Raw genomic sequence first — 17313 nt, 5'->3', positions numbered from 1 at the left:
GGTTACACTCGCCCGACCGCACCGGCAACGGGGGCGGCCACCGGGGCCAGGGGGGTCGCGGGGAAACGCCGTAGGGCGCAGGGACCTGCCGCAGGGGAGACGGAACTGATGGCGACAGCGAAAAAGGTCGCGTTGTACCTGGTCGTCATCTTCGTGCTGTGGACGATCATCGCCACCCCCAAACGGGCCGCCGGCCTCGTCCAGATAGGCTTCGAGGGCATCTCGTCGGCCGCGCAGAGCGTCGGCGAATTCATGACCCAGCTGGTCAGCTAGGTCCCAGTCGGCCCACCGGACCGGCTGCGCATCGTCCCGCCGTACGGAGGTCGCTGTGATCCGCCACCTGGTCCTGTTCAAGCTCAACGAGGGCGTCTCGCGCGACGAGGAGCGGGTGCAGGCCGGCGTCCGGGCCTTCGCCGCGCTGGAGAAGGAGATCCCGGAGCTGACGTTCTGGGAGTGCGCCTGGAACATCACCGACCGCCCGATCGCCTACGACTTCGCGATCAACTCGGCCGTCGCCGACACCGACGCCCTCAAGCGCTACCTGGAGCATCCCGCCCACCAGGCGGCTGCCGCCCAGTGGCGCGAATTCGCCACCTGGGTGATCGCCGACTACGCGATCTGAAACGCCCCGGCGCCATCCGCGCCGCCGCCCCCACCCAGAGCCCCTCGCCCCGCAGGCGGGGGGCTCCGCCGTGCATCCGGGCGACCCGTCGCACCCCTCGCGCGCGACCCCGGTATCCGCCAACTCTCTCTTCAACACGGCGTTATGAGGTGCTTGCACACAGTGGACATGTCTTGTGATGCTATGACCGCTTTTGCCGGATACATGCGATACGCGAAACATGCTGCGAAAAATGCACTGTGAAGGGTGGCGTGACCGTGACGGCCCGTACTGCGCCCAAGGCTCCTGCCCGCGAGAGCCGTAGCGCGGACACCCGGGCGCTGACGCAGGTGCTCTTCGCCGAGCTGGCGGGCCTGGAACCCGGCACCCCCGAGCACTCCCGCGTCCGCGCCGCCCTGATCGAGGCCAACCTCCCGCTGGTCCGCTACGCCGCGGCCCGCTTCCGCAGCCGCAACGAGCCGATGGAGGACGTGATCCAGGTCGGCACCATCGGCCTGATCAACGCCATCGACCGGTTCGACCCGGAGCGCGGCGTCCAGTTCCCGACCTTCGCCATGCCCACCGTCGTCGGCGAGATCAAGCGCTACTTCCGGGACAACGTCCGCACCGTCCACGTCCCGCGCCGCCTCCACGAGCTGTGGGTCCAGGTCAACGGCGCCACCGAGGACCTCACCGTGCTGCACGGCCGCTCCCCGAGCACCGCGGAGATCGCCGAGCGACTGAAGATCGGCGAGGACGAGGTGCTGGCCTGCCTGGAGGCGGGCCGCTCGTATCACGCCACATCCCTGGAGGCCGCCCAGGAGGGCGACGGCCTGCCCGGCCTGCTCGACCGCCTCGGCTACGAGGACCCCGAGCTGGCCGGCGTCGAGCACCGGGACCTCGTACGGCACCTCCTCGTCCAGCTCCCCGAGCGCGAGCAACGCATCCTTCTGCTCCGTTACTACAGCAATCTGACGCAGTCCCAGATCAGTGCGGAGCTCGGGGTTTCGCAGATGCACGTCTCCCGGCTACTGTCGCGGAGCTTCGCCCGCCTGCGATCCGCAAACAGGATCGACGCCTAACCGGCACGGGCGACCCGTTCCTGCACAGATATGTCGACAAGACGCTACAGCGCGTTGCCGACATGTGACATTCTGCAGGAACCGCGTTTGCCGTGGTGCTGCCTCCGGTATTCAGGTGGAGGTATACCTCCTCGGTCCGCCCTGGGCCGAGGACGCCGCAGCGACCCGTCCGCGACCTCAAGGGGGTGGCATGTCCGTAGAACTGGGCAGCTCAAAGGTGCTTCCTGCGATTCCCGCGCCGGCACCACACGTGCATGACGACGTCGACGCCATCAACACCCGCTCGCTCTCCCGGTCCCTGTTCCTGCGGCTCGCCACGCTCGACAAGGACTCCGCCGAGCGCGCGTACGTGCGCGACACACTCATCGAACTGAACCTCCCGCTCGTGCGGTACGCCGCCGCGCGCTTCCGCAGCCGCAACGAGCCGATGGAGGACATCGTCCAGGTCGGCACCATCGGCCTGATCAAGGCCATCGACCGTTTCGACTGCGAACGCGGGGTGGAATTCCCCACGTTCGCGATGCCGACGGTGGTCGGCGAGATCAAGCGGTTCTTCCGCGACACGTCCTGGTCCGTGCGCGTCCCGCGCCGCCTCCAGGAGCTCCGTCTGGCCCTCACCAAGGCCAGCGACGAGCTCTCCCAGAAGCTGGACCGCTCGCCGACGGTGCCCGAACTCGCCCTGTGCCTGGGGGTGTCGGAGGAGGACGTCGTCGACGGCCTGGCGGTGGGCAACGCCTACACCGCCTCCTCGCTCGACTCCCCCTCCCCCGAGGACGACGGCGGCGAGGGCTCCCTCGCGGACCGCCTCGGCTACGAGGACACCGCGCTGGAGGGCGTGGAGTACCGCGAGTCCCTCAAGCCGCTGCTGGCCAAACTCCCGCCCCGGGAGCGCCAGATCATCATGCTGCGCTTCTTCGCCAACATGACGCAGTCGCAGATCGGCGAGGAGGTCGGCATCTCCCAGATGCACGTCTCCCGGCTGCTCACCCGCACGCTGGCGCAGCTCCGGGAAGGGCTGATCTCGGACTGAGGAACGGTCCGCCGAGGGACAGCCGTTCCCCGGTCGCTCGGCGGACAGCAAGAAGGACGGCGCCGCACGTCCGCGGACCGATCCGCTCCACCCCACCGGCCTCGTGCCGTGACCCCGTCCCCGGCCGCGTGCCGGCCCGCGCTCCGCGCACCTCTCTTCACACCTGATGCTCCGTCAGCAACACTGTCCCGATGCGACGGACGACGACTGTTGCCTGCGCCTCGGCGGCCGTGCTCTGCCTGGGCGTCCTCCTCACCGGCTGCGCCGAAGCGGCCGGTTCCGGCTATGCCGCGGTGGGCGCGGCAGGCCCCTCCGACGGCACCGCGGCGACGAAGCCCGCACCCCCACCGGGCGGCGTCGAGCTGACGCCCCTGGACGGCGGCGGTGACGGCTCCGGCCCCTCCGACCGCTCCGGCCCGCCCAACTCCCCCGGCCCGGCCGACCCGGGCCCCTCTCCGGCCCCGACGGGCAGCAGCCCCTCCGGCGCCCCCACCACATCGCCCCCGGCCACCCCGCCCGGCCCCTCCGCGGGCCCTCCGGCCGGCCACGGCGACGGCGGCACGCCTGAACCCAACCCCCCGTCCGCGCCCGGCGGTTCCCCCGCGCCGCGGCCGCCCTCCCCCACGATCCCGGCCGGTCCCGGCGCCCCGTCCGGCCTGGTGGTGGGCAAGCCGGTGCTCGCCGACACGGACGTCCGCTGGTGCCAGCAGATCACCGTCGCCTTCCTCGACACCGGCGACCGCCCGGTCACCGCCGGCACGGTCACCTTCGGCAGCCATGTCATCGGCGCCCTCGGGATCGACTGGGCGACGCTGGAGTCCACCCGCCCCCTCCCGCTCCCGCTCGCCCCCGGCACGCCGGCGACCGGCCGCTGGCGGGTGTGCGTGGACGCCTGGCGGGTCCCGTGGGGGATGCACCTGGACACCCGGGACGTGACCTTCAAATGGAAATGACAGCGCGGTAGTTAACGGCGATTTCCGGTCAATGCCGGCACCCGTGGGACGGCCATCCGGTCGCCTCGGGAGAGGGGACGGCGGCGGGCGGTGCGGCGGCCGTGGAATTCCCCACCCGAATGGCGATGAGTCCGGCACCGCACGACGGTCGATACAGAGAGTCGATGCACAAGAGCGGCCCCCGGCCGTCACCGCCGACCACGACCGTCCGGCCGTCCGGCCGTCCGGCCCGAACACCAGGAGCGCGCCATGCCGAAGATCACGCCCAACCTCTGGTTCGACACCCAGAGCGTGGAGGCCGCCGAGTTCTACTGCTCGGTCTTCCCGAACTCGCGGATCACCAACATCACGCACTACACCGAGGCCGGCCCGCGCCCGGCCGGCACCGTGCTGACCGTCGAGTTCGAGCTCGACGGCCAGGAGTACCTCGCGATCAACGGCGGTCCGGAGTTCACCTTCGACGAGGCGATCTCCCTGGCCGTCATCTGCGCCGACCAGGAGGAGATCGACCACTACTGGGCCCGGCTCTCCGAGGGCGGCGAGGAGGGCCCCTGCGGCTGGCTCAAGGACAAGTACGGACTGTCCTGGCAGATCGTCCCGGAGGCGATGGCCGGCCTCCTCCAGGACGCCGACCCGGCCCGCGCGACCCGCGCGATGCGGGCCATGCTGGGCATGAAGAAGCTGGACCTCGCGGCCCTGCGGGCGGCGGCCGACGGCACGGCGGGCTGACGGCGGGGGCGCCGGCGAGCGGGGCCCGGGTCGCCGCGTCCGCCGCGGCCTCCCGGCCCCGTGCGCGCGGCCGCGCCGTCACGTCGTCAGTTCGCCGCCGTGCGGCCGGAGTTCACGCCGTGCGGCCGGAGGTGGTCGGCGTACGGCCGGAGTTCGTCGGCGGGAGCGGGGCGTTCGGCCCCGCGCCGTCGTGTCGTCAGTTCAGGGCCAGCCAGGCAGCGCCGGCGATCACCACGAGGGCGACGATCACGCCGACGATCAGGCCGACGCGCGGGCCGCTCGACGCCTGTTGGGGCGCGGGGGCGCGGCGGGCGCCCTGTGGGGTGCCGCCCTCGTCGACGAAGGCTTGGAACATCTGCGTGTTGCCCGCCGGGTCGTAGTTGCCCTCGGCCTGGTTCTGCGGGTTGGTCGCCATGATGAAGGACCCTAGCGAACCCCGGGCCCGGGGGCACCCCGGGGTCGCGTATCCTCCGCGAGCGGGCGCGGGCGCGGGCACAGACGGTCGGGCCGGCGCGCCTACCGAGCGCATACCCGCTGGTCACGGAGTGCAGGCGAGGGGCCTACTCGGCGCCGCGTGACGCGTACATGGCGTGAGGCGCGGGACGGGCATGAGGGGCAGGGCGGCACAAAGGTCGCGCGCCCGTCGCCCGATCGCCCATTTACCGCATTGACCAGCATCTTTACACGCCAAAACGGCTCCCTTGGGTCACCCGTGACCCAGACTTTGCCATCCCCATACCACCCCCACCGCCAAATCGTTTGCCTTCAGCAACCAACTTGCTTATGGTTGCCCTAAGCAACAAAACAACCGCGAAGGTTGCGCGGGTGAAGAGGCGCGGAGGAGCCGGTGGCCGCTCAAAGTCAATACGAAGAGCTGGCCCGGCAACTCAGCGCCATCGGGGCCGTCAAGCGGGAGATGGGGCGGATGCTGCCCCAGGACTGCCCGCCGGCGTCGGCCGGGGTGCTCACGCTCCTCGACCGGCACGGCGAGATGCGGATGAGCCAGCTGGCCGAGCTGCTCGCGATCGACATGTCGGTGACCAGCCGGCACGTCGCCCATGTCGCTGAGCGCGGCTGGATCGAGCGCAAGCCCGATCCGGTGGACAAGCGGTCGCGGCTGCTGCGGCTGACCCCGAGTGGCAGGGAGCTCCTGGCGGAGCTCGCCGAGCGCTACACCCAGACGCTCGCCCGGTACTTGGACGACTGGACCGACACCGACGTCGGGCACCTCATCGAGCTGCTCGCCAGGCTCCGCACGAGCTTCGGCGACTGCCGCATCCGGGCACATCACGACTCCCCCGCCACCACCCGTACCCCCGCAGCAGGATGAAAAGGAAGTAAAGGAACCACATGGCTACGACCTCACCAGCAGGTGTGCGGGGCGGGCATGCCAAGCATGGGGGCGGCCACGGCGCTTCCCATGACGGCCCCATGACACACCGTCAGATCATGGAGGCGCTGTCCGGGCTGCTGCTCGGCATGTTCGTCGCCATCCTGTCGTCGACGATCGTCTCCAACGCGCTGCCGCACATCATCCATGACCTGGGCGGCGGCCAGAGCGCGTACACCTGGGTCGTCACCGCGGCGCTGCTGTCGATGACCGCGACCACACCGCTGTGGGGCAAGCTCTCCGACCTGTTCAGCAAGAAGGCGCTCGTCCAGATCGCGCTGGTCATCTACGTCGGCGGCTCGGTCGTCGCCGGTCTGTCGCAGAACACCGGCATGCTGATCGCCTGCCGCGTGGTGCAGGGCATAGGCGTGGGCGGTCTGTCCGCCCTGGCCCAGATCGTCATGGCCGCGATGATCTCCCCGCGCGAGCGCGGGCGTTACAGCGGCTACCTGGGCGCGACCTTCGCGGTCGCGACCGTCGGCGGCCCGCTGCTCGGCGGCGTCATCACCGACACCAGCTGGCTCGGCTGGCGCTGGTGCTTCTACGTCGGCGTGCCGTTCGCCGTCATCGCGCTGATCGTGCTCCAGAAGACCCTCAAGCTCCCGGTCGTCAAGCGCGCGGGCGTCAAGGTCGACTGGGCCGGCTCGTTCTTCATCGCCGGCGCGGTCACCCTGCTGCTGGTGTGGGTCACCCTGGCCGGCAAGAACTACGACTGGATCTCCTGGCAGACCTTCGCCATGGTCGGCGGCGCGCTGGTGCTCGCGGTCATCTTCGTGATCATCGAGAACAAGGCCGCGGAACCCCTGATCCCGCTGCGGCTGTTCCGCAACAAGACGATCACCCTGGCCACCATCGCCTCGATGTTCGTCGGCATCTCGATGTACAGCGGCACGGTCTTCTTCTCGCAGTACTTCCAGCTGGCCGAGGGCAAGAGCCCGACGATGTCCGGCGTCATGACCATCCCGATGGTCACGGGCCTGTTCCTCTCCTCGATGATCTCCGGCCAGATCATCACCCGCACCGGGCGCTGGAAGATCTTCCTCGTCAGCGGCGGTGTGCTGCTCACCGCGGGCCTCGGCCTGCTGGGCACGCTGCGCACGGACACCCCGTACTGGCACGCCGCGATCTACATGGCGCTGATGGGCCTGGGTCTCGGCATGATGATGCAGAACCTGGTCCTGGCGACCCAGAACCAGGTGGCGCCCCAGGACATCGGATCCGCCAGTTCGCTGGTCACCTTCTTCCGTACCCTCGGTGGTGCGGTGGGCGTCTCGGCGCTCGGCGCAGCGCTCGCCAACCGCGTCACGCACTACGTGACCGACGGGCTGACCGCCCTCGGTCCCAAGGCCGCCGCGGCGGCGAGCCACGGCGGCGGCAGCGACGGCATTCCCGACCTGTCGGCGCTGCCGGCCCCGATCCGGTCGATCATGGAGGACGCGTACGGGCACGGCGTCGGCGACGTCTTCCTCTACGCGGCTCCGTTCGCCCTACTCGCCCTGATCATCACCCTGTTCATCAAGGAGGTCGCCTTGCGCAGCAAGTCCGGTTCGGAGCGCGCCCTCGCCTCAGACGGCGACGGCGACGCGTCCCAGGCCCCCGCGGCCGCCCCGGCCCCGGCGTCCGCCGCTGCGGCCGAGGAGCGCGAGCCCGCCCTGGTCGGTGCCGCCCCCTCCATATCCGACTCCCTGTCCGACGACGACCTGCACACCCCCTCCTGGGCCCAGCCGGCCCCGGCGGCCCAGCCCCTGGCGGCGTACGCGTCGGCCGGCGGCGACGCCCTCCCGACCGGGCCCTCGATCCACGGCTTCGTCCGCAACGCCGAGGGCAACCCGGTGCCCCGCTCCGCCGTCACGCTGATCTCGCTCAGCGGCCGGCAGTTGGGCCGCTCGGTCGCCCAGGCCAACGGCTCGTACGTGCTCGGCGCCCCGGGCGCCGGCTCCTACGTCCTGATCGCGGCGGCCGACGGCCACCAGCCGCAGGCGTCCACGGTCGTCGTCGGCGAGGCGCCCTACGGCTACGACATCCTGCTCAGCGGCACCAGCGGCCTGACCGGCCAGGTCCGCAGCGCGGTCACCGGCGCGCCGGTGGGCGGCGCGATGGTCGTCGTCACCGACGTCCGCGGCGAGGTGCTGGCCACCGGCCAGACCACCGCCGAGGGGTCCTTCTCCTTCGGTGAACTGGCCCCCGGCACCTACACCCTGGCGGTCAACGCGGCCGACTACCGGCCCACCGCCCAGCCGGTCGAGATCGGCGGCCAGGGCACCACCCGGACCGAGATCGAGCTGCTGTCCGGCGCCCGGGTGCAGGGTGTGGTCCGGGCCGGGGCGCAGCGCGCGCCGCTGGCCGACGCCCGGGTCACCCTGGTCGACGCGGCGGGCAACGTCGTGGCCACCTCCACCACCGGTGCGGACGGCGCGTACGCCTTCACCGACCTGGACGCCGGCGACTACACGGTCATCGCGAGCGGCTACCCGCCGGTCGCCTCCGGCCTGGCCATCGAGGCCGGCGGCGTGGACGGCTACGACGTCCAGCTCGCCCACCCCGGGGACTGACCCCGGACCCGGGCCCCGCGACCGCGGCGGCCCGGGCGACACACCCCGGACCGGGGCGCGCATCGAGCGGAGACGCGCCCCGGGCCGGACCCGGGGCTCCGACGGCGGCGCTGCGCACAGGCAGGGGACGGCCTGCAGCGCCGCCGCCGGGGCCCGACACCTCCACCGGCCGGCCGGGGAACGGTACCCACCGGGGCCGGACCGGGCTCACCCGGGCCCGCGCGGCCCGACGGACCACCCGCTCACACGGACACACGCACGGACAGGCACGGCACGTACCCGCACACGGGGCGCGTGCCGGCACTGAACGGGAGAGGCACGTACATGACTTCGACGGGCGCGGGAGCTGCGGGCGTACGGGCGCAGGTCCGCACGCGGGACGGCTGGGCGGTACAGCACGCCGTGCTGACCGTCACCGACATGACGGGCGCGCAGGTGCTGCGCGCCAACGCCGACGAGGACGGCGCGGTCCGCAGCGCGGAGCCGCTGCCCGCCGGCCCCTACACGGTCATCGTGACCGCCGTCGGCTATGCACCGGTCGCCTCCAGCGCGATCGTCACCGCCAGCGGCCGGATGGACGTCGGCACCGTCGTGCTGGCCCGCCAGGGCGGCGTGGAGCTCCCGCCGCCCGGCCCCTGGACCATCGACCCCATGCACTCCACGGTGGGCGCGGTCGCCCAGCACCTGGGCATCTCCAGCGTGCACGGCCGGTTCACCGAGTTCAGCGGCCGGATCGACATCGCCGAGGACGTCGAGAAGTCCCGCGTGGAGGCGGTCATCAAGGCCGCGTCGATCGACACCGGCAACGGCATGCGCGACGGCCATCTGCGCAACGAGGACTTCCTCAACGTCGAGGTCTACCCGCAGATCACCTACCGCAGCACCGGCCTGGCGCCGGCCGGCCCGGACCGCTGGACGGTGCACGGCGACCTCTCGCTGCACGGCGTGGTCCGCCCGGTGGACCTCGACCTCAGCTACCTCGGCACCGGCCCGGACCCGTGGGGCGGCGTCCGCGCCGCGTTCCGCGCCACCGCCGAACTGCGCCGCGAGGACTTCAAGATGAACTACAACCAGGTCGTGGCGGCCGGCATCGCGGCCATCGGCACCACCCTGAAGGTCGAACTCGACATCCAGGCCGTCCAGGGCGAGAGCCTGCCCATGGCCTGAGCGGTCCTCCGACCGGCGGCCCGACGCGAGTCCGTGCGCGTGCAGGGGCGGGCCCGGCGCCGTCGTGCGCCGGGCCCGCCCCTTTTCCGCTGCCGCCGGGGCCGCCTTCGGGCTCCCGTCGCCCCCGGGCCCGGGCGCCCGCCTACGACCGGAGCGCCTCGCGCGGCTCCGGTGCGGTCGCGGCGGTCTCCCACACCGTCAGGAAGGCCAGCCGCAGGCACGCCGCGAGGGCCGGGTGCTCGATGACCAGGGCGGTGGTGGAGTCGGCGCCGGCGACCGGGTCGGGCATGTCGCACAGCACCAACGAGGCGTCCGCGATGACGAGTTTGAGCGGCAGGTCCGCGGTGAAGCGGGCCTCCTCCCCGGCCGCCGCGAAGCTGCGGACGTTGGCGAGCATGCCGGCGTCCTCCAGGGCTCCGGAGGAGTAGATGGCGCGGACCGTGCCGCCGGCCCCGTGCAGCCGGCGGGCGGCCTCGATGCCCTCGGCGTTCTCCGCCGGGGCGACGAACGGCGGCTTGCAGAAGCTCAGCAGCTCGCGGCGGGCCTGCCGTTGGATGTCGGCGAACCGCTCGGCGATGACGGTCGGATCGCGCAGGATCTCCACGTAGTCGAGCGGGTCGCTGTGCCGGCGCCCGTCCGCCCACAGCGGCTGGAGCGACGCGGCCAGGGTGTCGGAGGCGCGTTCCAGCCGCTCCAGGGACTCGCGTTGCAGCGCCACCAGGCGGGCGACGGCCAGTTCGGGGGCGACGGCCGAGTAGGTCGCCACCCGCCCGGGGTGCGCGTTGGCGAGCCGGCGCCGGACGAGCGCGTCCAGCACGTCGTACACGCGCTGGCGTGGCACGTCCGCCTCGCGGGCGACCTCGGCGGCGGTGTACGACTCCCGTCTGATCAGGGCGAGGTAGACCCGCGCCTCGTAGCGGGCCAGTCCCAGCGCGACGAGATTGCCGACCGCGTCTTCTTCCAACTCCATGAGGCAAGAAGGTATCGGGCCCGGGCGGCGAACGCTCCGGTGACCGGAAGGCCACCACAAGCGGACCGGAAGCGGACCAGAAGAAGGCTTTGCCGTAACCCGGTGTCCCCTTGACGGTCTGTTCACTACTTTCCTTGTGAGCCACCACTGACCGGGGTGGCACCAACCGAGTGCACGTGCGCAACGCGCCACCGGAGTCGTACGGAGTCCACGGGGGGCCGGGCGTCCTGCCCATGTCGCGCGTACTCCCCCACGGAGGCATGCGCGCCCCGCGCGGAGTGACCTGTCATGTTCGCGACATACAGGGAGCGAGGCGCACCCGGCGCTGACGCCCGGACCGCGCGACTCCACGGCTCCACCGCACCGCCCCGCAGGACCGCACCTTCCGGCACCACCGCGCCACCCCCCCACAACCCCACACCCCCACCCGGCGCCGGCAGCACGCCGGCCGCCGGCCCCCTTCCCCTCTCCCCCCACGGAGGTAACTCCCTTGCCTTCCCTGCGAAAGAACACCGCGGACAGTGGACGGGCGGACCGCGTCGGAGGGCTGGCGCGCCGCGGCGTCCCGGCCCTGCTCTCGGCGGCCACCCTCGCCATCGGCGGTCTGATCGCCGCCGTCCCGGCGGGCGCCGCCCCGGCCCCGGCCGCCCCGCACACCTCCCCTGCCGCGTCCGGCTCCACCGCCGTCCCCACCCACCGCCTGTGCGCGGAGCCGGCCAAGCCCGGCTACATGGCCTGCAACGCGGTGGCCCGTACGGACGTCAAGCAGAGCCTGGCCCTGGGCCGCCACATCACGCCGTCCGGCTTCGGTCCCGCCGACCTGCAGGGCGCCTACAAGCTGCCGAAGACCGGCGGCTCCGGCCAGACCGTCGCCATCATCGACGCCTACGACGACCCCAACGCCGAGAAGGACCTGGCCACTTACCGCAAGCAGTACGGCCTGCCGGACTGCACCACCGCCAACGGCTGCTTCAAGAAGGCGGACCAGAACGGCGGCACCAAGTACCCCAAGGCAGACGCCGGTTGGGCCGGTGAGATATCCCTCGACGTCGACATGGTCAGCGCCGCCTGCCCGCAGTGCCACATCCTGCTGGTCGAGGCGAACAGCGCCAACATGGACGACCTGGGTGCGGCCGTGAACCGCGCGGTCACCATGGGCGCCAAGTTCGTCTCCAACAGCTACGGCGGCGGCGAGGACTCCACCGACGCCACCTCGGACGAGAAGTACTTCAAGCACCCGGGCGTCGCGATCACCGTCAGCTCCGGTGACAGCGGCTACGGCGTCGAGTACCCGGCGGCCTCGCAGTACGTCACCGCGGTCGGCGGCACCTCGCTCAAGAAGGACAGCAGCACGCGCGGCTGGAGCGAGTCGGTCTGGGGCACCAAGGCGGGCGGCGAGGGCGCCGGTTCCGGCTGCTCCCAGTACGACGCCAAACCGTCCTGGCAGAAGGACACCGGCTGCGCCAAGCGCACCGTGGCGGACGTCGCCTCGGTCGCCGACCCGGCCACCGGCCTCGCGGTCTACGACAGCTACCAGGCCAGCGGCTGGAACGTCTACGGCGGCACCAGCGCCTCGGCCCCGTTCATCGCCGGCGTCTACGCCCTCGCGGGCGCCCCGGGCGCGAGCGACACCCCCGCCTCCTACCCGTACACCCACGCCTCCGCGCTGAACGACGTCACCAGCGGCGCCAACGGCTCCTGCTCCCCGTCGTACCTCTGCACGGCGGGCAACGGCTACGACGGCCCGACCGGCCTCGGCACCCCGAACGGGACCGCGGCCTTCGCCAAGTGACCTGCGCCGCGTAGTCCCCACCGACCGTCGCAGTCCGGCGCCCGCCCGACGAACCGGACTGCGACCCTCAACCCGTGGACCCGGACCGTTTCCGAACGGTCCGGGTCCACGGCGTTGCCGGTTGCGCCGCTCAGTGCGCCGCTTCCCGCGCCAAGCGCGCCCGCATCGCGTCGATGCCCGCGATCTGCAGGTCGATCGCGAAGTCGAAGTCGCGGTTGAGCATGTCGAGGGCGCTGGCGTCGCTCATGGCGTAGCCGGCGCGGGTGGAGAGTTCCATCGTCTCGGCGAAGTCGGGGCGGTCCGAGATCGCGGCGATGACCTGGGTGAAGTAGTCGTCGATGCTGATGCCGGCGGCACGGCAGCGGGCCTCGTGGAGGCTGCGGATGGTGGAGAAGCCGTAGACGAAGTTGAAGACGGAGGCCAGGGCGCCGGAGGTGTGGTCCGGGTCCAGTCCGCTGCGGGCCATCACGCGCAGGGTGGCGTTGGAGAAGGCCGTGGCGTGCGGGCCGATGTTGATGACCTCGCCGAGCAGGCGGGGCGCCCAGGGGTGCCGCAGCAGGCCGTCGCGGTAGGTGGTGGCCAGGCCGCGCAGCTGGTCGCGCCAGTCGGCGGCGGGGTCGGACTCGTCGGGCAGCGCCATCTCGCCGGCCACCGCGTCCACGGCGAGTTCGAGGAGGTCGCTCTTGGTGTCGACGTACCAGTAGAGGGACATCGCGGTCACGCCGAGATCGGCGGCGAGGCGGCGCATGGAGAACTTGGCCAGGCCCTCGGTGTCGAGCAGCCGGACGGTGCTGGCGACGATCTTGTCGAGGCCGAGGCCGGCCGGCTGTTCCGCCTTCCTCCGGAGCGGAGGACGATCGGCCAGCCAGACGCTGTGCGGTAGTTGCGGCTCGGCGCGCCCGTTCGTCGTTGCTGCCATGGCGCCCTTCCTTGGGTCTTGCGGGGAGTGCGGGACCGCGGGACCGCCGGTCCGATCCGCCGGGACGGCGGTCGGTCCGGCGGTCGGTCCGAAAGTCGGTCCGGACGGGACGGGCGATGGCGTCCCGTCCGGAACCGATGCTATTCCGCCGCGCCGGTGGCCGGATCGTGACCGGTGGGCGCCGCCGGGGTGCCGTCGGCCGCGCTCCCGACGCGTTCCGCCCGGCGCAGCAGGACCGCGGCGAGCAGCCCGCCGAGGAAGACCGCCGTCGCACCGACCAGCTGGCTGGTGCCGATGCCGGACGCGAAGGCGTCGTGGACGGCGGTGCGCTCCGCCGCCGAGTGCGTACGGGCGAGGGCCGCGGAGAGCGAGCCGGCGCCCGCGGCGGCCAGCGGAAGCAGCGCCGCGAAGCGGGAGTTGAGGACCGCGCCGAGCACCGCGACGCCCAGGCCCTGGCCGAATTCCATCAGGGTGCCGTTGACGCCGGCGCCGACGCCGGCCTTGGCGGGCGGGATCGCGGACATGATGGCGTTGGCCATCGTGGGCGTCGCGATCGCCACGCCGACCCCCATGACGATCAGGCCGAACAGCATGCCGCCGTAGCTCCGGCCGCCGAGCAGCGAGATCGCCGTCAGGCCGCCCGCCAGCAGGGTCATCCCGGAGACGATCATGCCGGGGGTGCCGAAGCGCGGCAGCAGACGGGCACTCAGGCCGGTGAAGTTGATCAGTACGACGGTGAGCGCGAGCGGCGCCATCCGCAGACCGGCGTCCAACGGGCCGTAGCCGAGCACCAGTTGGATGTGCTGGGTGAGCAGGAACATCGAGCCGCCCATCCCGAAGGCCACGAGGATGCCGCCGGAGACCGCGCCGATGAACCGGCGGTTGCGGAAGAAGTGCATGTCCAGCATGGGGTGCGGGATGCGCAGCTCCCAGAAGGCGAAGAGCGCCAGGCCGGCGATGCCGACGACGGCCGAGATCAGCACCTGGCCCGACAGCCAGCCGGTCACCGGGCCGGAGATGATCGCGAAGACCACCCCGACCATGCCGACCATCGACAGCAGGGCACCGAGCACGTCCGGTCGCTCGCCGCCGCGGCTCTTGGACTCGGGCACGAGGGCGAGGACGGCCACCAGCGCTATCACCGCGACCGGGATGTTGACCAGGAACAGCGAACCCCACCAGAAGTGGTCGAGCAGCGTGCCGCCGATCAGCGGCCCGGCGGCGAAGCCCAGGGAGTTCACCGAGCTCCAGATGCCGATGGCCTTGGGGCGCTCCGCGTCGTCGAAGATCTGCATCACGACGGCGAGGGTGGTGGTCATCAGCAGCGCGCCGCCGATGCCCATGCCGGCGCGGGCGCCGATCAGTTGGCCCGGCGAGTGGGCGAGGGCGGCCACGAGCGACGCGATGCCGAACAGTGCCAGGCCGATGGCCAGCATCTTCTTGCGGCCGTAGCGGTCGGCGGAGTTGCCGGCGATCAGCAGCAGGCCGGACTGGACCAGTGAATAGGCGTTGATCATCCACTGGACGTCGGCGGTGGTCGCGCCCAGTTCCTCGGTGAGGGACGGGACGGCCACGTTGAGCACGGTGTTGTCGAGGACGACGGTGAGCTGGGCGATGCAGATGACGGCCAGGATCAGCCAGCGGGTGGCGTGCCGACCCGGAGGCTGGAGGGTGGGGGCGATGGCGTCGGGGGCCACGGCGGGCATACGAGCTCCCTGTACGGTGCGAGCGGAGGCTTACACCGTACAGGGATTCTTATACGCCGTACATTTCCTTTTTTCGGGGCTATGGCCTACGCCGTGTCAGGACGCCTTCCGCTGGGTCAGGTCGTAGAAGGTGGCATCGCCGACGGTGACCTTCTTGAAGGTCTTCTCGATCCAGGCGCTGATCTGGGACGAGATGCCCCGCTCCCCCGGACCGCCACCGAAACCGCCGGCCTGCTTGCCGCCCGCCTGCTGACCACCCGTCTGCTTGCCGCCGGCACCGGCCCGGGCGGTGCGGCCGGCGGGGAAGCCGTCCCGCCCGCCGGCGATGAAGTAGTGGATCCTCCCCTCCGCCACATAGCGCTGGAACTGGGCGAGGGTCGGCGACGGGTCGCTCCCGTTGAAGCCGCCGATCGCCATCACCGGCTTCTGGGTGGCCAGTTGGTAGCTCGCCGCGTTCTGCGAACCGATCGCCGCGGCGGCCCAGGTGTAGTGGTCGGCGTTCCGCTCCACCAGGCGCTTGGCCCGGTCGCTCACCGAGGCGCCGTCGAGCAGGCCGCCCATGCCGCCGGCACCGCGCATCCGGCCGGCGCGCTCGCCGCCGCCACCCGGCTGGCCGGGCCAGCCGCCCATCTGCCCGGCGCCGGGGAAGCCCTGGCCCCCGGGGAAGCCCTGACCGCCCGGGAAGCCCCGGCCGGCGGAGCCCCGCCCGCCGGTGGTGCCGCCCGGCACGGCACCCTTGCCGCCGCCCCGCCCGAACATCCGGCCCGGGCCGCCGCCGAAGCCCCGGCCGCCCTGGACCGCCGGGCCGGCGGTGATGATCGAGCCGCCCTTGGGGGTGTTGACGGTGTCCAGGGTGTACGCGAGGGGCCCGGCCAGCGCCGTCGCCACCCCGAGCCCGGCCGCGACGCCGGCCACGACCCCGGCGCGCCGCCGCACCCGCGCGTCCGCGCCCGCCGACAGCAGCAGTCCCAGCGCCGCCAGCAGTCCGAGCACCAGCACCGTCCAGCGCAGCCACGGCAGCCACTGCGGCGACCGGTCCAGCAGGACGTACGACCAGACCGCCGTCGTCGCGGCCACCGCGGCCAGCACACTCCGCGCCAACCACCCGCCGCGCCGCCACACCAGCACCGAACCCATGCCGACCAGCGCCGCGATGTACGGGGACAGCGCGATGTTGTAGTACTGGTGGAAGATCCCGGACATGAAGCTGAAGATCGTGAAGGTCATCAGCAGCGCGCCGCCCCAGACCAGGAACTCCGCCCGCTGGGCGGCCTGTTCGGCGGCGACCGCGCGCCGCGCCCGCCACAGCACGCACACCGCCACCACCAGCAGGATCAGTGCGGCGGGCAGCAGCCAGGAGATCTGGCCGCCCATGTCGGAGGAGAACAGCCGGGTGATGCCGGTCTCGCCCCAGCCACCGCCCCGGCCGCCGGCCCCGCCGTGGCCACCGCCGACACTGCCCCGCTCGTTGCCGTCGATCCGCCCCAGGCCGTTGTAGCCGAAGGTCAGCTCCAGGAAGCTGTTGGTCTGCGAACCGCCCACATAGGGGCGCGCCGACGCCGGCAGCAGTTCGACGATCGCCACCCACCAACCGCCGCTGACCACGAGCGCCGCCCCGGCCAGCAGCAGCTGCCCCAGCCGCTTGCGCACCGCGACCGGCGCACAGCACGCATAGACCACCGCCAGCGCCGGCAGGATCAGCCACGCCTGGAGGGTCTTGGTGAGGAAGCCCAGCCCGAAGCAGACGCCGGCCAGCACCAGCCACTTCGTCCGACCCGCCTCCAGCGCGCGCAGCACGCAGGCGACCGCGCAGACCATCAGCAGGCACAGCATCGCGTCGGGGTTGTTGAAGCGGAACATCAGCGCGGCGACCGGCGTGAGCGCCAGCGCACCGGCCGACAGCAGTCCCGCCGCCGCCCCGAACCGGCGCCGCACGGTCGCGTACAGCACGCCGACCGTGGTGACGCCCATCAGCGCCTCGGGCACCAGGATCGCCCACGAGTTCAGCCCGAAGAGCCGTACGGAGAGCTCCATCGGCCAGAGCGAGGCCGGCGGCTTGTCCACGGTGATGGCGTTGGCCGCGTCCGAGGAGCCGAAGAAGAACGCCTTCCAACTGACGCTGCCGGCCTGGACGGCGGCCGAGTAGAACTGGTTGGCGTACTTGGCCGCCGACAGGTCCCACACGTAGAGCGCCGCCGTGACCGCCAGCAGCGCCAGCAGCGCCGGCCGGGCCCAGCGCGGGTCCGCCGACCGCCCCCGCACGATCCGCCGGACGAGACCGGGCCGTGCCGGGGACTCTCCGGGCACGGTCTGCGGACCGTCCGACGTGCCGACCTGCGAACCGCCGTCCGGCGCGTGGTGCGCCGCCCTCTCCGGGGCCATCGACTGCTCCTGATCTGTCGGGGCCTGAGGGGTGTCGCCC

General features: G+C 72.3%; 15 protein-coding genes. 10 read left to right on the top strand and 5 right to left on the bottom strand.

Annotation, left to right across the window (positions count from 1 at the left end; all coding sequences use genetic code 11):
• Positions 1-108: 108 nt before the first annotated feature.
• The 6 genes from JNO44_RS23465 to JNO44_RS23440 all read left to right on the top strand — a co-directional run bounded on the left by JNO44_RS23465 (position 109) and on the right by JNO44_RS23440 (position 4395).
• On the top strand, positions 109-273 hold the full coding sequence (locus JNO44_RS23465) for a hypothetical protein (protein ID WP_167390733.1): 165 nt from the start codon (positions 109-111) through the stop codon (positions 271-273).
• Positions 274-328: 55 nt separating this feature from the next.
• Positions 329-622, top strand: a complete 294-nt coding sequence (locus tag JNO44_RS23460; RefSeq protein ID WP_067348790.1) for a Dabb family protein — start codon at positions 329-331, stop codon at positions 620-622.
• A gap of 251 nt (positions 623-873) precedes the next feature.
• Positions 874-1683 carry an RNA polymerase sigma factor SigF gene (locus tag JNO44_RS23455; protein WP_205365976.1) on the top strand — a complete coding sequence of 270 codons (810 nt, stop codon included), beginning with the start codon at positions 874-876 and terminating at the stop codon, positions 1681-1683.
• A 190-nt stretch (positions 1684-1873) separates the two neighbouring features.
• Entirely contained in the window at positions 1874-2713 is an 840-nt protein-coding gene (locus tag JNO44_RS23450; protein WP_039634447.1) for an RNA polymerase sigma factor SigF, read from the top strand.
• 191 nt (positions 2714-2904) lie between these two features.
• Entirely contained in the window at positions 2905-3666 is a 762-nt protein-coding gene (locus tag JNO44_RS23445; RefSeq protein WP_205365975.1) for a hypothetical protein, read from the top strand.
• Between the two features lie 249 nt (positions 3667-3915).
• A complete protein-coding gene (locus tag JNO44_RS23440) occupies positions 3916-4395 on the top strand; it encodes a VOC family protein (RefSeq protein ID WP_073444284.1) in 480 nt (159 codons plus the stop codon).
• A gap of 196 nt (positions 4396-4591) precedes the next feature.
• On the opposite strand, the gene JNO44_RS23435 is transcribed toward JNO44_RS23440, so the two are convergent.
• Positions 4592-4810: a hypothetical protein gene (locus tag JNO44_RS23435; RefSeq protein ID WP_205365974.1), complete on the bottom strand. Its 219-nt coding sequence runs from the start codon at positions 4808-4810 to the stop codon at positions 4592-4594.
• 432 nt (positions 4811-5242) lie between these two features.
• Between JNO44_RS23435 and JNO44_RS23430 the strand changes: the two genes are divergently transcribed.
• The 3 genes from JNO44_RS23430 to JNO44_RS23420 all read left to right on the top strand — a co-directional run bounded on the left by JNO44_RS23430 (position 5243) and on the right by JNO44_RS23420 (position 9504).
• Positions 5243-5725: a MarR family winged helix-turn-helix transcriptional regulator gene (locus JNO44_RS23430; RefSeq protein ID WP_073444520.1), complete on the top strand. Its 483-nt coding sequence runs from the start codon at positions 5243-5245 to the stop codon at positions 5723-5725.
• Positions 5726-5826: 101 nt separating this feature from the next.
• Positions 5827-8337, top strand: a complete 2511-nt coding sequence (locus tag JNO44_RS23425; RefSeq protein WP_478219199.1) for an MFS transporter — start codon at positions 5827-5829, stop codon at positions 8335-8337.
• A 324-nt stretch (positions 8338-8661) separates the two neighbouring features.
• Positions 8662-9504: a YceI family protein gene (locus JNO44_RS23420; protein ID WP_102926724.1), complete on the top strand. Its 843-nt coding sequence runs from the start codon at positions 8662-8664 to the stop codon at positions 9502-9504.
• Between the two features lie 142 nt (positions 9505-9646).
• Here JNO44_RS23420 and JNO44_RS23415 read toward each other — a convergent pair whose 3' ends face one another.
• The gene (locus JNO44_RS23415; protein WP_039634460.1) at positions 9647-10474 is read right to left on the bottom strand and encodes a TrmB family transcriptional regulator; all 828 of its coding nucleotides are present in this window, start codon (positions 10472-10474) and stop codon (positions 9647-9649) included.
• Between the two features lie 490 nt (positions 10475-10964).
• Between JNO44_RS23415 and JNO44_RS23410 the strand changes: the two genes are divergently transcribed.
• A complete protein-coding gene (locus JNO44_RS23410; protein ID WP_235093892.1) occupies positions 10965-12266 on the top strand; it encodes a S53 family peptidase in 1302 nt (433 codons plus the stop codon).
• Positions 12267-12396: 130 nt separating this feature from the next.
• On the opposite strand, the gene JNO44_RS23405 is transcribed toward JNO44_RS23410, so the two are convergent.
• From JNO44_RS23405 to JNO44_RS23395, 3 genes are all read right to left on the bottom strand, one after another.
• Complete coding sequence (locus tag JNO44_RS23405) at positions 12397-13185, bottom strand: TetR/AcrR family transcriptional regulator (RefSeq protein ID WP_205365972.1); 789 nt, start codon at positions 13183-13185, stop codon at positions 12397-12399.
• A gap of 140 nt (positions 13186-13325) precedes the next feature.
• The gene (locus tag JNO44_RS23400; RefSeq protein WP_205365971.1) at positions 13326-14891 is read right to left on the bottom strand and encodes an MFS transporter; all 1566 of its coding nucleotides are present in this window, start codon (positions 14889-14891) and stop codon (positions 13326-13328) included.
• A 96-nt stretch (positions 14892-14987) separates the two neighbouring features.
• Positions 14988-17273, bottom strand: a complete 2286-nt coding sequence (locus tag JNO44_RS23395; RefSeq protein WP_205365970.1) for a glycosyltransferase family 39 protein — start codon at positions 17271-17273, stop codon at positions 14988-14990.
• Positions 17274-17313: the final 40 nt, after the last annotated feature.

It is taken from the genome of Streptomyces noursei (genome assembly GCF_016917755.1).
GTDB classification, from domain to species: domain Bacteria; phylum Actinomycetota; class Actinomycetes; order Streptomycetales; family Streptomycetaceae; genus Streptomyces; species Streptomyces yunnanensis.
This window is presented reverse-complemented; position numbering and strand designations above follow the sequence as displayed.